Origin of the sequence: Spiroplasma citri, from assembly GCF_001886855.1 — a bacterium.
GTDB classification, from domain to species: Bacteria; Bacillota_I; Bacilli_A; order Mycoplasmatales; family Mycoplasmataceae; genus Spiroplasma; species Spiroplasma citri.
Genome location: NZ_CP013197.1, coordinates 1180589 through 1194435 on the forward strand (window position 1 = coordinate 1180589; position 13847 = coordinate 1194435).

The 13847-nt window shown below is 22.4% G+C and carries 27 protein-coding genes; all 27 read left to right on the forward strand.

Annotated elements, in window-relative coordinates; translation table 4 throughout:
- Positions 1–51: 51 nt before the first annotated feature.
- The 27 genes from SCITRI_RS10605 (at position 52) to SCITRI_RS12210 (ending at position 13799) form a co-directional block, all read left to right on the forward strand.
- On the forward strand, positions 52–210 hold the full coding sequence (locus SCITRI_RS10605; protein ID WP_167693723.1) for a hypothetical protein: 159 nt from the start codon (positions 52–54) through the stop codon (positions 208–210).
- Positions 210–419, forward strand: a complete 210-nt coding sequence (locus tag SCITRI_RS06845; protein ID WP_071937735.1) for a DUF2649 family protein — start codon at positions 210–212, stop codon at positions 417–419. Before SCITRI_RS10605 ends, SCITRI_RS06845 begins: the two co-directional genes overlap by 1 nt.
- A 4-nt stretch (positions 420–423) precedes the next feature.
- Positions 424–1434, forward strand: coding sequence for a hypothetical protein (locus tag SCITRI_RS06850; protein ID WP_071937736.1), 1011 nt, complete (start codon positions 424–426; stop codon positions 1432–1434).
- Positions 1427–1789 carry a hypothetical protein gene (locus tag SCITRI_RS06855; RefSeq protein WP_237237875.1) on the forward strand — a complete coding sequence of 121 codons (363 nt, stop codon included), beginning with the start codon at positions 1427–1429 and terminating at the stop codon, positions 1787–1789. Before SCITRI_RS06850 ends, SCITRI_RS06855 begins: the two co-directional genes overlap by 8 nt.
- Positions 1789–2025, forward strand: coding sequence for a hypothetical protein (locus SCITRI_RS06860; RefSeq protein ID WP_071937737.1), 237 nt, complete (start codon positions 1789–1791; stop codon positions 2023–2025). The genes SCITRI_RS06855 and SCITRI_RS06860 overlap by 1 nt, the downstream gene beginning before the upstream one ends.
- Positions 2026–2037: 12 nt before the next feature.
- A complete protein-coding gene (locus tag SCITRI_RS10245; RefSeq protein ID WP_071937738.1) occupies positions 2038–3441 on the forward strand; it encodes a spiroplasma phage ORF1-like family protein in 1404 nt (467 codons plus the stop codon).
- A gap of 203 nt (positions 3442–3644) precedes the next feature.
- Positions 3645–4373 (forward strand): hypothetical protein, encoded by a 729-nt coding sequence (locus SCITRI_RS06870; RefSeq protein ID WP_071937739.1) that lies wholly within the window; start codon positions 3645–3647, stop codon positions 4371–4373.
- Between the two features lie 231 nt (positions 4374–4604).
- Positions 4605–5234: a rolling circle replication-associated protein gene (locus SCITRI_RS06875; protein WP_071937740.1), complete on the forward strand. Its 630-nt coding sequence runs from the start codon at positions 4605–4607 to the stop codon at positions 5232–5234.
- A complete protein-coding gene (locus SCITRI_RS10810) occupies positions 5218–5613 on the forward strand; it encodes a hypothetical protein (protein WP_071937741.1) in 396 nt (131 codons plus the stop codon). The genes SCITRI_RS06875 and SCITRI_RS10810 overlap by 17 nt, the downstream gene beginning before the upstream one ends.
- Before the next feature lie 396 nt (positions 5614–6009).
- Positions 6010–6324: a hypothetical protein gene (locus SCITRI_RS06885; RefSeq protein ID WP_071937742.1), complete on the forward strand. Its 315-nt coding sequence runs from the start codon at positions 6010–6012 to the stop codon at positions 6322–6324.
- 1 nt (position 6325) lies between these two features.
- Complete coding sequence (locus tag SCITRI_RS10610; protein WP_167693726.1) at positions 6326–6466, forward strand: hypothetical protein; 141 nt, start codon at positions 6326–6328, stop codon at positions 6464–6466.
- Positions 6450–6674 (forward strand): hypothetical protein, encoded by a 225-nt coding sequence (locus SCITRI_RS06890; protein ID WP_071937743.1) that lies wholly within the window; start codon positions 6450–6452, stop codon positions 6672–6674. The genes SCITRI_RS10610 and SCITRI_RS06890 overlap by 17 nt, the downstream gene beginning before the upstream one ends.
- 22 nt (positions 6675–6696) lie before the next feature.
- Positions 6697–6867, forward strand: a complete 171-nt coding sequence (locus SCITRI_RS06895; protein WP_237237879.1) for a hypothetical protein — start codon at positions 6697–6699, stop codon at positions 6865–6867.
- Positions 6867–7049, forward strand: coding sequence for a hypothetical protein (locus SCITRI_RS06900; RefSeq protein ID WP_071937745.1), 183 nt, complete (start codon positions 6867–6869; stop codon positions 7047–7049). The genes SCITRI_RS06895 and SCITRI_RS06900 overlap by 1 nt, the downstream gene beginning before the upstream one ends.
- A gap of 131 nt (positions 7050–7180) precedes the next feature.
- Positions 7181–7384, forward strand: coding sequence for a hypothetical protein (locus SCITRI_RS06905; RefSeq protein ID WP_071937746.1), 204 nt, complete (start codon positions 7181–7183; stop codon positions 7382–7384).
- Between the two features lie 62 nt (positions 7385–7446).
- Entirely contained in the window at positions 7447–7605 is a 159-nt protein-coding gene (locus tag SCITRI_RS10615; protein ID WP_167693727.1) for a hypothetical protein, read from the forward strand.
- Entirely contained in the window at positions 7605–7814 is a 210-nt protein-coding gene (locus SCITRI_RS06910; RefSeq protein WP_071937747.1) for a DUF2649 family protein, read from the forward strand. The genes SCITRI_RS10615 and SCITRI_RS06910 overlap by 1 nt, the downstream gene beginning before the upstream one ends.
- 4 nt (positions 7815–7818) lie before the next feature.
- The gene (locus SCITRI_RS06915) at positions 7819–8829 is read left to right on the forward strand and encodes a hypothetical protein (protein ID WP_071937748.1); all 1011 of its coding nucleotides are present in this window, start codon (positions 7819–7821) and stop codon (positions 8827–8829) included.
- The gene (locus SCITRI_RS11620) at positions 8822–9241 is read left to right on the forward strand and encodes a hypothetical protein (protein WP_071937749.1); all 420 of its coding nucleotides are present in this window, start codon (positions 8822–8824) and stop codon (positions 9239–9241) included. Before SCITRI_RS06915 ends, SCITRI_RS11620 begins: the two co-directional genes overlap by 8 nt.
- A 15-nt stretch (positions 9242–9256) precedes the next feature.
- On the forward strand, positions 9257–9493 hold the full coding sequence (locus tag SCITRI_RS06925; RefSeq protein WP_071937750.1) for a hypothetical protein: 237 nt from the start codon (positions 9257–9259) through the stop codon (positions 9491–9493).
- Between the two features lie 12 nt (positions 9494–9505).
- On the forward strand, positions 9506–10909 hold the full coding sequence (locus SCITRI_RS10250) for a spiroplasma phage ORF1-like family protein (RefSeq protein ID WP_071937751.1): 1404 nt from the start codon (positions 9506–9508) through the stop codon (positions 10907–10909).
- Between the two features lie 231 nt (positions 10910–11140).
- On the forward strand, positions 11141–11680 hold the full coding sequence (locus SCITRI_RS06935) for a hypothetical protein (protein WP_071937752.1): 540 nt from the start codon (positions 11141–11143) through the stop codon (positions 11678–11680).
- A gap of 233 nt (positions 11681–11913) precedes the next feature.
- Positions 11914–12267, forward strand: coding sequence for a hypothetical protein (locus SCITRI_RS06940; RefSeq protein WP_071937753.1), 354 nt, complete (start codon positions 11914–11916; stop codon positions 12265–12267).
- A 6-nt stretch (positions 12268–12273) separates the two neighbouring features.
- On the forward strand, positions 12274–12897 hold the full coding sequence (locus SCITRI_RS06945) for a rolling circle replication-associated protein (protein WP_071937754.1): 624 nt from the start codon (positions 12274–12276) through the stop codon (positions 12895–12897).
- A gap of 390 nt (positions 12898–13287) precedes the next feature.
- Positions 13288–13506, forward strand: a complete 219-nt coding sequence (locus tag SCITRI_RS06950; protein ID WP_071937755.1) for a hypothetical protein — start codon at positions 13288–13290, stop codon at positions 13504–13506.
- Positions 13478–13666, forward strand: a complete 189-nt coding sequence (locus SCITRI_RS06955) for a hypothetical protein (RefSeq protein ID WP_071937756.1) — start codon at positions 13478–13480, stop codon at positions 13664–13666. The genes SCITRI_RS06950 and SCITRI_RS06955 overlap by 29 nt, the downstream gene beginning before the upstream one ends.
- A 1-nt stretch (position 13667) precedes the next feature.
- Positions 13668–13799: a hypothetical protein gene (locus tag SCITRI_RS12210; protein ID WP_257785675.1), complete on the forward strand. Its 132-nt coding sequence runs from the start codon at positions 13668–13670 to the stop codon at positions 13797–13799.
- Positions 13800–13847: the final 48 nt, after the last annotated feature.

Sequence of the window (13847 nt, forward strand, 5' to 3'; positions counted from 1 at the left end):
AAACTCTAATCTTGATTTTAGTAATTAACATTTAGGAAAGGAATAAGAAAAATGCAAAGTGTATGAGATTTATATTATGAATTTATGACAATTATTTTTGGAGTTAATCATCCCGTTATTTTAGATATTGTTATATTTGTTGTATTTTTAATACTTGTTTTTGGTATGTTATTTTTAATTTTAAGTTGTATTTTTAGGTGGATAAAATAATGGACTGAAATACTTTTTTGCAAAGAGTATATCAAGGACTTTTGCAGATTTTTTATTTTATTCCAAAAACTGAAATTGATAACTTTGTTGGTAGTTCTATTGATAATATTACTTATTCAGTAATTATGATAGGTATATGATTAGTAGTTTTTTTCTTAATTTGATTATCATTATTTATTTTATATAAAACAATTAGATTGGTGGTGTAGATATATGTTTAAAAATTATTTGAATTTATTTAGAAGACAAAAAAATATTAAGTTTTCTTATTGATATGTAAGTTGATTTATGGTAAATATTTTGTTTTATCTTTTTATTGTTTGTTTTAATTTACAGTTTATATATTTTAGTTCTACATCAGTTATAGATATTATCCTTTTTATTTTTTTAGTAATTTTTGATATTATCTTTTTTTGGTCTTTTTTTAGTGATATTTTTCAAACACGGAAATTAATTAAAATTGTTAAAAGTAGTCCAATATCAATTATTAACGGTCCTTTGGGTACTGGTAAAACTTTATTGATGACTTATTTATCGCAAATTGCTAAATTTGATAATGTTTATTCTAATTATTTTATTGATGATGAAAAAATTGGAGTTTTAGGTTTAAACCATTTAAATTTTAAAAATAAAAATTATAAAATACCGCCAAATGATAGTTTAATTTTATTTGATGAAATATTTTTATATATGAATGGTGCTAAACCGGAAGAAAATAATAAAAAGTTTAGTGGTTTAATTCCATATTTTTTATTATGTCGTCAGTTTGATAATAACATTGTTTTTGCTGGACAACGAATTAATCAGAATTGGGTTGAATATAGAGAAATTGCTAATATGATTATTGTTCCTATGCAATGTATTCCACCTAGTATATTTTTTCCTTATTTTAAAATGAAAATAGGTTTTTTTGATGATTTAGATGATTATTTAGTATGAAAAACTGAAACGGTTAAACGAACAGCAAACGGAAAAAGAGTTCGTAAAAAATCTAATAAAGATATTGGTATTAATTTTGTTAAGATAAAAATTCCTTTATCTATTGCAATGCAATATGATAGTAAATATTTAAAGTTTGTACGTGATTTAAAAAATGATAAAGTACCAAGTTATACTAAGCAAAATTGACCTAGTATTGTTAAAAAAGATATTACGCTTAATGAATTACGAGAGATGGGAATGGAACATTTATTAAAGAATTTAGGAGAGTTAGAAAATGATTAATTTACTTGCTAATGATGTATGAAATGATGCCATTAATGTTGTAGTTGATATTTTTATGAAAATAATGGATTGAATGTGAGCATTAAAATTACCAGGTACAAATATTCCTTTATTTGTAATTTGAGTAATTGGTGGTGTTATAAATGTTATCTTTTTGTTAGTTAATAGTTCTCGTGGTTTAAGTTCAGTTTCTCGTGCAAGTTTAGAAGCAAGTTCTAATATTGCCAAAGGTGTTAAGGGTACTGTTTCATTTTCATATAAATCTGGTAAAAAAGTTGGTAATTATGTTGGTACTCGTTCAGCAAATAAAAAGGCAAGAATGTCAGCAAAAATAAATAAGGAGAATGATAAATAATGTTAAAGTTAATATTTTTCTTTGTTATTGGTTTGACTGTTGGGTTTGGTTTTGTTGCTAATATTGTTGTGGCAACAGATTTAGGTTTTTCAACTGTTAAGCATTATTTGGAGTCTGCTAATGATTTTTATAAATTAGTGGCACAGTTATTTATTATTGCGACACATCCTATTTTCCAGTTATATATCGCGTTTGGAATTATTATTATGGGTATTAGAATTATTTTTATTGTTTAGGGGGTTAAAACAATGCGAAAACGATTATTAGATATATTTATTATTTTTTATTTAATATTTGGTTGAATATTTCTTTTTTGTAGTGTTACAACTATAAATTATATTAGTAATGTTTGTAAAGTAGAAACAAGAAATAATGATAGTTTTAGTGATTTAACTTATGCAAAAGCAAATGAGTATGATTTTCAGTCTACTTTAATGTTGCGACAAGATTATTTTATGCAAGGTTTAGACCCTAGTAATTATGCATTTAGTTTTGGTGTTGAAACTCCTTTTATTCCAAATGTAAGTGCTGATAAAAATGATAGTAATTATTGATTTAATAAAATTAAAAATACTGTTTGAAATTATTTATTAAGTTGAAATTTAGCAGATATTTCTAAGGGTTCTTTGGGTAGATTAATAATAGATTATAAAACTCCAAATAAATTGTTAGATATTTTTATTTATAAAAACAATATAAAATATGAATTTACTTTTAATTGAGAAATTATACAATATTTATTTATGCCAATTATTGCCAATCAGAGTTATAAATATTTTGATATGAATTATTTAGTTTTAAATTTTAATTATAAAGAATTGATTAATATGGATATTCTTAAAAAATCTAATAGTAATTATTTTGTTGATGATGTTAAACAAAATTTTTATTCGTTGGATAATTTATTTATAATTTTAGATTATTTTTATTCTAATGTTTTAAGAGTTATATTTGATATTTCTAATTTTAGAGAATTTATTTATTTTACATCTAATAATGGTAATTTAGGTTTTGTGTTTTTTGTAAAAAATGGTTTTTTATTATATCCAAAATCAATGGTTTTTAATATTTTAAGATTTCCTGATACAGATATTTATTATTTAAAACCACAAGTGCAATTATATAATGCTTATACGATAAATAGTACTAATGATTATTTTTCTTATTATTCAAATTGAGATTATAAGACTGATATTTTACCTTCTAATAATGATAAATATACTCAATCAATAAAATTATTAGATATGACAGATAGGTCAAAATATCAAGGTTTTAATTTAATTAGATTTAATACAACCAGATTAACAGAAGATAGGTCTATTTCAATTAATGGTTTTAATTTTAGTCTTTATAATGCTACTGATTGAAGTGGTGAACTTAATGATGGAAAAATTTGACAATTACCTTATAAAAAAGGTGCTTGATACCGTTTAGATATTCATATTGAAAATGCGGCAATTTGGATTGTAAATAATTTGCCTGGTATGAAAGAAATTTATAAATTTGTTAATGGAATAGTACATGTGTTTAGTAATGTTTCTGAATTGTTTAATAATATTGGTAATTTGTTTGCTTTTGATATTACATTTAAGATTATGTTAAGTTCTATTTTAGTTTTAGCAATGGTTAATGGACTTTTACGCTATTTTTAGTAGTAGTAAAATAATGTTGTTGGTAAAAAAGTAAGGTGGTGTGGTGGTTTATCCACGCACCACCTTACTTAAAGGGGTAAAAGTCGCGGAGCGACTTAGGGGCGAAGCCCCTTTCCTTGATTAAGTAACACAACGGAAGAAACGAAAATTGACAATATAAAAATGATAAATATAATAAAAATATTAATAAAAAGGTGAATTATATGAAAAATAAAATATTTTTAAAAAAGAAAAAATGAATAATTTTAATTTGATTATTAAGTTTTTATACTTTATCAGTAAAATTTTGAAAAGGTGACGATAATAATGGAAATTATTGAATTTATATGATTGAAATTTTAAGATGATTTAGTGTTTGAGCGACTGTTATTGCTTTTATTTGAAGTTCATTAAATTTATTTATTTTAAATAATAAAATATATATTAATTGAATTAATAGTTATAATTTTAAAATTTATTCCTCTGTTTATAATATAATGGCCGGTATTGTTTTTTGATGTGGAATATTTACTTATGGTTGAAATGATTATATATTTGAGAGGTTAAAATATCCATTATCTTTTTCTGTTACTTTATTAGGACACTTAGTTATTCCTATTTTGTTAGCATTTTATTCAATTATTTATTCCGATTACTATGTAATAAACAAAAAATATTATAAAAAAGATTTTTTTCTAGTATTAGTAGTCCCTAGTTTATATTATTTGTGAATGTTAGTTCGTTCATTTTATTTAATAAAATATATATATAATGGAATTAATCTAAGTAAGCATTTAAATTATATCTCACCTTATTGATTTCTTTCTTGATTTATTTATGGTTGAGGTTATTGGTTTGGCGCTATATTATTTTTTATGATTATTACTTTAATTTTAACTTTTATTCTTAATATAATTAATAATTATTATATTTTAAAAAAAAATATTTTATAGGATTTTTAAAATATTTATTAATTAAATTAACTAGTATAACTGTAATAAACATCAACAATAATAAAAATTTAAAAATTAACAATAAACAAGAAATAAATATAATTAATTTAGAATAAAAAAAACATTTATCCGAATGTTTAATGTATTCAAACCAAAATAAAGGTTTTCAACCACGAAACTTTAAATATAAATAAATGTTTTTTTATTTTTGTTTTAGAAAGGAAATAAAAAATGAATGTAAATATTAATCCTTATAATCGTTTAACTGGTGAGATTTTATATCGACCATATATTGATAGTAGTAATTTTGTTAATCAAAAATATTATGTTAAAAAAGTATATTATGGTCCTTATATCAAAACAATTGTATTACCCTTAGAATGTATTAATAAATTTGGCAAAGGAAACCCCACAGGTATTAAGAATACTGGTGAAAATGAAACTAAACTATTAAATAGTCGTGTTCGTTCCCAAGCAAATTGTATTCGCAAAGCAATTCATAATTTTAGTGGTTGTAAAAATTTAGGTTTTACAACTTTAACTTATGCTGAAAATATGCAAGATATTAAAAAAGCAAATTATCAATTTAATTTATTTATTAAAAAAATAAAGTATCACTTTTCTAAATATAAAAAGAATAAATATGAAAATTTAAAATATTTAGTTGCTTATGAATATCAAAATCGCGGAGCAGTTCACTTTCATATTATATTTAGTGAATATATCCCTAATAAATTAATAAGAAAGTATTGACCTTATGGATATAATAAAAATTTACCAGTTGAAACCGGTACAAATGAATTTGTTAGTAAATATGTTGCTAAATATATTGTAAAAGCACAAAGTGAAGAAAAAAAGTAAAAATATTTATGATTTAAATACCAAAGCATATCGTTTTAGTGCAAATTGTACTGACCCTATTGTTAAAGTTGGTGTTATTGAGATGTGTGAAATGGAATTAATTGCTTCATTAAAAGGAACAAAACATAATTTTATGTTTAATAATAAAGATGGTTATTTAATGGGTGTTAGCATTGATAGTGATTGAAATAAAGATTATTTTTGACAAATGGAAGAATATGTTCCGTATGATAAAAAAATATTTCGGTTTTTTCATAAAATATCTGATTTAGATAGATACCGAATACGTAAAAAATATGATAAATATCTTAATTTAGGTAAACAAAGGTACATTAAAAAAAGTACCTTCCAATTGGAAAGTACTCCTTGTGTAGCATAGTTCAACCACGACCTATACCACAGTTTCCATTATATATATATATATATATATATGCAAGAGATTAAGTTTAATAATTTAATAAATTTAAAAAATTATGGAATTAATATTTTTTATTTTAAGTTATATTAATTGACATATTTATTTTGTTATGTAAAATTAAATTAGAATATTATATATAACATTTAGTTATATTTAAGTATTCAAACCAAAATAAAGGTTTTCAACCACGAAACTTTAAATATAAGTAAATGTTTTTATTTTGCATTTATATTTACATTCATTTTGTATTAATTTTTTATTAAATTAGTTTTTATTTTTTAACATTTATCTTATTTAAAGTTTTAAACCTTGTGAAACCTTTATTTACATATATGTAAATGAAAGGAATTTTTAGTTATGTTTAAAGTTTATTTAAGTGATATTAAGTTTAATCAAGTTATTAAAGATAAGTCAAATAAAGATAATTATTATGATGTATATACATTTTTACGAGTTGAAGGTAAAAAAATAATTGGTAAAGAATACCAAGATAAATGAGTTCGTAAAGATAGTGAATTTCAAAATAGTTTGCCCGAAATGATTGAAGGTAGTTTTTACAATGTAGAAATTGGTTTTAATGGTAAGATATCAAAAATATTACCTTATGAAACCGAACAAGATTTTATTAATAAATATTCTAATAGTTCAGCAATAACAGAAAGCAATAATTAATATGCAACAACAGTTATGTATGGTTTGTGTTAGTGATACTGTTTGAGAAAATGGGTCTCGTTATTGTTGAAACTGTGTTAATGAAAATGTTGTTTTAATTAATCAATATTATTCTAGGTTAGATAATGAAAAAACAAACTAAGTTGTATAAACAACGATTGGAATTTTTGGTTAATGTTATACATCAATGTTTATCAATAAAAATACCATTATTTTTGTTAAGAAAAGTATTAAAACAATTATTAAAAAAAGAAAATATTGATTTACAAATTCTTACAGAAAAAGAGTTTTTAATTTTAAATGAAAAATTAAGGGATAAATTTTTAAATATAAAAAGTGAGAATGATTAATTTGAGCGATAATGTATTTTCAATGATTATTATATTTTTATTAGTTATTTTATTATATGCTTATGTTATTTTTTCTGTTTTTAATAAAAAAGAAATTAAAAAGTCAAAATTAGAATTAGAAAAATTAGAACTTGAAAATCAAAAATTAAAGTTAGAAATTTTAGAATTAAAAAATAAGGAGAGTGATAATTAATGACGGTTTTTGCAACAATTATTCTTGTAATTACAATGTTTATATTATTAATATTTTTAACAGTAAGTACAGTATTTAAAATTAAAAATAAATATTTAATTTGTCCGCATTGTTCTAAAAAAGTAGAATTTAAAGAATGAGGCAAAAGAAAAATTAAAAAAGCAGATAAGTCTGTTGAATAAGTTAATATCAATAAAATACCTTGGCAAGTATAAAAATTGATTTTAGTTTTTAGTGTTAATTACTAAAATCAAGGTTAGAGATTGCCGAGGTTTTATTATTAATAGAAAGTATTTAAAGTGAGGTGTTATTAATGAATGTAAATTTATTATCGGGCGACGCTGATGTTATTAAGCAAATAGCGGATTTTTCTGTTATTCTTGCTAAATGAGCGACTGCTTTTACTGACTGATTTATTACTTTTTTAGGATCACATATGATATTAATTATTCCTTTAGTTTTAATGTTTGTGGTTTTAGGAATTGAAACAATCAGAAAGTTAATTCATGGATATTAATATTTAATAATAAACTCTAACCTTGATTTTAGTAATTAACATTTAGGAAAGGAATAAGAAAAATGCAAAGTGTATGAAATTTATATTATGAATTTATGACAATTATTTTCGGAGTTAATCATCCTGTTATTTTAGATATTGTTATATTTATTGTATTTTTAATACTTGTTTTTGGGATGTTATTTTTAATTTTAAGTTGTATTTTTAGGTGGATAAAATAATGGACTGAAATATTTTTTTGCAACGAGTATATCAAGGACTTTTGCAGATTTTTTATTTTATTCCGAAAACTGAAATTGATAACTTTGTTGGTAGTTCTATTGATAGTATTACTTATGCAGTGATTATGATAGGTGTTTGATTAGTAGTATTTTTTTTAATTTGATTATCAATATTTATTTTATATAAAACAATTAGATTGGTGGTGTAGATATATGTTTAAAATTTATTTTAATTTATTTAGAAGACAAAAAAATATTAAATTTTCTTATTGATTTGTAAATTGATTTATGGCAAATATTTTATTTTATCTTTTTATTGTTTGTTTTAATTTACAATTTATATATTTTAGTTCTACATCAGTTGTTGATATTATCCTTTTTATTTTTTTAGTAATTTTTAATATTATTTTCTTTTGGTCTTTTTTTAGTAATCTTTTTCAAACGCGGAGATTTGTAAAAATTGTTAAAAGTAGTCCAATATCAATTATTAATGGAGCGTTGGGTACTGGGAAAACTTTATTAATGACTTATTTATCGCAAATTGTTAAGTTTGACAATGTTTATTCTAATTATTTTATTAATGATGAAAAAATTGGAGTTTTAGGTTTAAACCATTTAGATTTTAAAAATAAAAATTATAAGATACCACCAAACGATAGTTTAATTTTATTTGATGAAATATTTTTATATATGAATGGCGCTAAACCTAATGAAAATAATGAAAAGTTTAGTGGTTTAATTCCATATTTTTTGTTATGTCGTCAGTTTGATAATAACATTGTTTTTGCGGGACAACGAATTAATCAAAATTGAGTGGAATATAGAGAAATTGCTAATATGATTATTGTTCCTATGCAATGTATTCCACCTAGTATATTTTTTCCTTATTTTAAAATGAAAATAGGTTTTTTTGATGATTTAGATGATTATTTAGTATGAAAAACTGAAACGGTTAAACGAACAGCAAACGGAAAAAGAGTTCGTAAAAAATCTAATAAAGATATTGGTATTAATTTTGTTAAGATAACAATTCCTTTATCTATTGCAATGCAATATGATAGTAAATATTTAAAATTTGTGCGTGATTTAAAAAATGATAAAGTACCAAGTTATATTAAACAAAATTGACCTAGTATTGTTAAAAAAGATATTACGCTTAATGAATTACGAGAGATGGGCATGGAACATTTATTAAAGAATTTGGGGGAATTAGAAAATGATTAATTTACTTACTGATAATGTATGAAATAATGCGATTAATGTTATTGTTGATATTTTTATGAAAATAATGGACTGAATGTGAGCATTAAAATTGCCTGGTACAAATATCCCATTATTTGTAATTTGAGTAATTGGTGGTGTTATAAATGTCATTATGTTATTGGTTAATAGTTCTCGTGGTTTAAGTTCAGTTTCCCAAGCAAGTTTAGAAGCAAGTTCTAGTTTAGCAAGGGGCGTTAAAGGTAGTGTGTCATCTGTTTTTCAAACTGGGCGCGGTATGCAAAAACATTTTGAAGACCGTAAACGATTTAAAAATAATCGTAATAAACAACAATTATCAAGTTTAGCTAAACAAGCAAAAACAAGAGAACAAGGTTTTAAAAGAGTACATACAACTCAAAGAATAAAAAAATAAGTTGGGGGTCTATATATGATTAAGTTAATATTTTTCTTTGTTATTGGTTTGACTGTTGGGTTTGGTTTTATTGCTAATATTGTTGTTGCCACAGATTTAGGTTTTTCAACTGTTAAGCATTATTTGGAGTCTGCTAGTGATTTTTATAAATTAGTAGCACAGTTATTTATTATTGCAACACATCCTATTTTTCAGTTATATATGGCGTTTGGAATTATTATTATGGGTATTAGAATTATTTTTATTTATTAGGGGGTTAAAACAATGCGAAAACGATTATTATATATTTTTATTGTTTTTTATTTAATGTTTGGTTGAATATTTCTTTTTTGTAGTGTTACAACTATAAATTATATTAGTAATGTTTGTAAAGTAGAAACAAGAAATAATGATAATTTTAGTGATTTAACTTATGCAAAAGCAAATGAATATGATTTTCAGTCTACTTTAATGTTGCGACAAGATTATTTTATGCAAGGTTTAGAACCAAGTAATTATGCGTTTAGTTTTGGTGTTACAACTCCTTTTATTCCAAATGTAAGTGCTGATAAAAATGATAGTAATTATTGATTTAATAAAATTAAAAATACTGTTTGAAGTTATTTATTAAGTTGAAATTCACAAGATATTTCAAAGGTTCCTTTGGGTAAATTAATTATTAATTATGAAACTCCAAATAAATTGTTAGATATTTTTATTTATAAAAACAATATAAAATATGAATTTACTTTTAATTGAGAAATTATACAATATTTATTTATTCCAATTATTGCCAATCAAAGTTATAAACATTTTGATATGAATTATTTAGTTTTAAATTTTAATTATAAAGAATTGCTTAATATCGATATTCTTAAAAAATCTAATAGTAATTATTTTGTTAATGATGTTAAACAAAATTTTTATTCGTTGGATAATTTATTTCTAATTTTAGATTATTTTTATTCTAATGTTTTAAGAGTTATATTTGATATTTCTAATTTTAGAGAATGTATTTATTTTACATCTGATAATGGTAATTTAGGTTTTGTATTTTTTGTAAAAAATGGTTTTTTATTATATCCAAAATCAATGGTTTTTAATATTTTAAGATTTCCTGATACAGATATTTATTATTTAAAACCAGGAGTGCAGTTGTATAATGCCTATACGATAAATAGTACTAATGATTATTTTTCTTATTATTCAAATTGAGATTATAAGACTGATATTTTACCTTCTAATAATAATAAATGAACTCAATCAATAAAATTATTAGATATGACAGATAGAACAAAATATCAAGGTTTTAATGTAATTAGATTTAATACAACTAGATTAACAGAGGATAGGTCTATTTCAATTAATGGTTTTAATTTTAGTCTTTATAATGCCACTGATTGAAATAATGAAATTAATAGTGGTGATATTTGAAAAATACCTTATAAAAGTTGTAGTTGATATAATATTGCTTGTCATATTCAAAATGCAGCAATTTGGATTGTAAATAATTTGCCTGGTATGAAAGAAATTTATAAATTTGTTAATGGGATAGTACATGTGTTTAGTAATGTTTCTGAATTGTTTAATAATATTGGTAATTTGTTTGCTTTTGATATTACATTTAAGATTATGTTAAGTTCTATATTAGTTTTAGCAATGGTTAACGGACTTTTACGCTATTTTTAGTAGTAGTAAAAATAACTTTGTTGGTAAAAAAGTAAGGTGGTGTTGTGGTTTATCCACGCACCACCTTACTTAAAGGGGTAAAAGTCGCGAAGCGATTTAGGGGCGGAGCCCCTTTTCCTTGATTAAGTAACACAACGGAAGAAACGAAAATTGACAATATAAAAATGATAAATATAATTAAATTATTGTATTTATTAAATACATATAAATAAAATGAAAGGAATATTATATATGAAAAAAATACTAAGTTTAATCGGAGCAACTACTATAACAACGAGTGGAGGAGCACCTTTAATGGCAATGATGCCAAATAATTCTTCTAATTCTACAATTTCTTTTGAAAGCATAAATACAAGTGGAGTAAATAAAATTTTAAAAGATGAATTAATGACTACTATTATTACTGAATTCCCTACACAAAATACTAGAAGAACTATAACTAGTTACAATTTTGAACCGTGAGTTCTTTATTTATCAGATAATTCTATGCAACAAATAAATCAAATTTATTTACATGAAGAAAATTTAAATAACAATATTATATATATAATTAATTTTATAATTTCTAAATTAGTAGAAAATAATGAAGAAACTAATGAGTTTATTTCTTTATTAAGAAGAAATAACGAACAATTTTATATATTATTTTTTCAATCACTTAACAGTTTACTTTTAAATGAATATGAATCTTTATTTATAAATAATAGAAGTGGTTTATTTTTTTTAATAGAAAATAATGGTAATATAAAGAGCGTTCATTCTCAAACATAATAAAATTTTTTTAGTTAAAGCAATAAAATTTTTTTGTTTTTTATTTTATAAATATTTTTAATATATAAAGTAAATTGACAATATTAAAATTAAAAATATAATAAAAATTAGAATAAAAAAAACATTTATTAAAATGTTTAATGTATTCAAACCAAAATAAATGGTTTCACTTCACGAAACTTTAAATATAAGTAAATGTTTTTTTATTTTTGTTTTAGAAAGGAAAACAAAAAATGAATGTAAATATAAATGCATATAATCGTTTAACAGGGGAAAATTTATATAAGCCCTATATAAACCCAGAATGTTATATTAATGAAAAATATTATGTTAAAAAAGTATATTATGGTCCTTATATTAAAACAGTTGTTTTACCGTTAAAGTGTATTAATAGTTTTGGCAAAGGTAATTCAACAGGAGTTAAAAATACGGGTGAAAATGAAACTAAATTATTAAATAGTCGTATTCGTTCTCAAAGAAATTGTATTCAAAAAGCAATTCATAACTTTAATGGTTGTCAAAATTTAGGTTTTACAACTTTAACTTATGCAGAAAATATGCAAGATATTAAAAAAGCAAATTATTAATTTAAATTGTTTATTCAAAAAATAAAGTATCATTTTTCTAAATATAAAAAGAATAAATATGAAAATTTAAAATATTTAGTTGCTTATGAGTATCAAAAACTGGGAGCAGTCCATTTTCACATTATATTTAGTGAATATATCCCTAATAAAATAATAAGAAAGTATTGACTTTATGGGTTAAATAAAAATTTACCGGTTAAAAGTGGTACAAATGAATTTGTTAGTAAATATGTTGCAAAATACATTGTAAAAGCATACAGTCAACAAAAATCAAAAAATATTTATGACTTAAATATCAAAGCATATCGTTTTAGTGCAAATTGTACCGACCCAATTGTTAAGGTTGGAGTTATTGAAATGACAAAAGAAGAGTTAAAAATGGCATTATGTGGTGTAAAACATTTTTATATGTTTGCTGATAAACAAAAAAAGCATATGTTAGGTATTAGTATTGATAGTGATTGACATAGTGATTATTTTTGACAAATGGAAGAATATGTTCCATATGATAAAAAAATATTCCGATTTTTTAATAAAATAACCGATATTGGCATATATAAAGCCCGAAAAAAAATAGATAAATACCTTAATTTAGGTAAACAAAGGTACATTAAAAAAAGTACCTTCTAAATGGAAAGTACTAGTGTGTAATATAAGCACTTCACAACTTATATCACATAATTAATTAAAACAAAAAAACAAAAAAAAGCAAGTTGAGGATATAAATTTATTTTTTGCGTTTAAATATGTAATAGTTGACATATTTATTTTGTTATGTAAAATTAAATTAGAATATTACATATAGCATTTAGTTATATTTAAGTATTCAAACCAAAATAAATGGTTTCACTTCACGAAACTTTAAATATAGGTAAATGTTTTTATTTTGCATTTATATTTATATTCATTTTTAATTATTATTTAAATTAGTTTTTATTTTTTAGCATTTATGATTATTTAAAGTTTTAAACTATATGAAACCTTTATTTACTTAATTAAGTGAAGAAAGGAGTGCTTTATATGTATAAAGTATTATTAGCTCAAATTGCTTTTAACCATCAAATGGATAGTAAAGAAAAAGATGGTGAAAAAAATGATAATAAAGGTTTATTTTTTGATATCTTTACCTTTATGCAACTTGATGAAGATGATATGCCAATTCCAGACGAATATATAATTTCGTGGGTTTGAAAAGAAAGTAAATTGGCTAATGAATTACCAGAAATGAAAAAAAGGTAATTATTATTTAATTGATATTAAATTTCCGGTTGTCACTGATAGAAAAACGGGAAGAAAATATAACAAAGTAAGTGTTGTTAAAGTTGTTCCTTATGATAGACAACAAGATTTTATTAACAAATATTCTAATAATTCAGCAATAACAGAAAGCAATAGTTAATATGCAACAACAGTTATGTATCGTTTGTATTAATGATACTGTTTGAGAAAATGGGTCTCGTTATTGTTGAAATTGTGTTAATAAAAATGTTGTTTTAATTAATCAATATTATTCTAGGTTAGATAATGACTAAGAAAAAATCAGATTGTTATTTATGTAATAGACAAGATATTATTTGTCC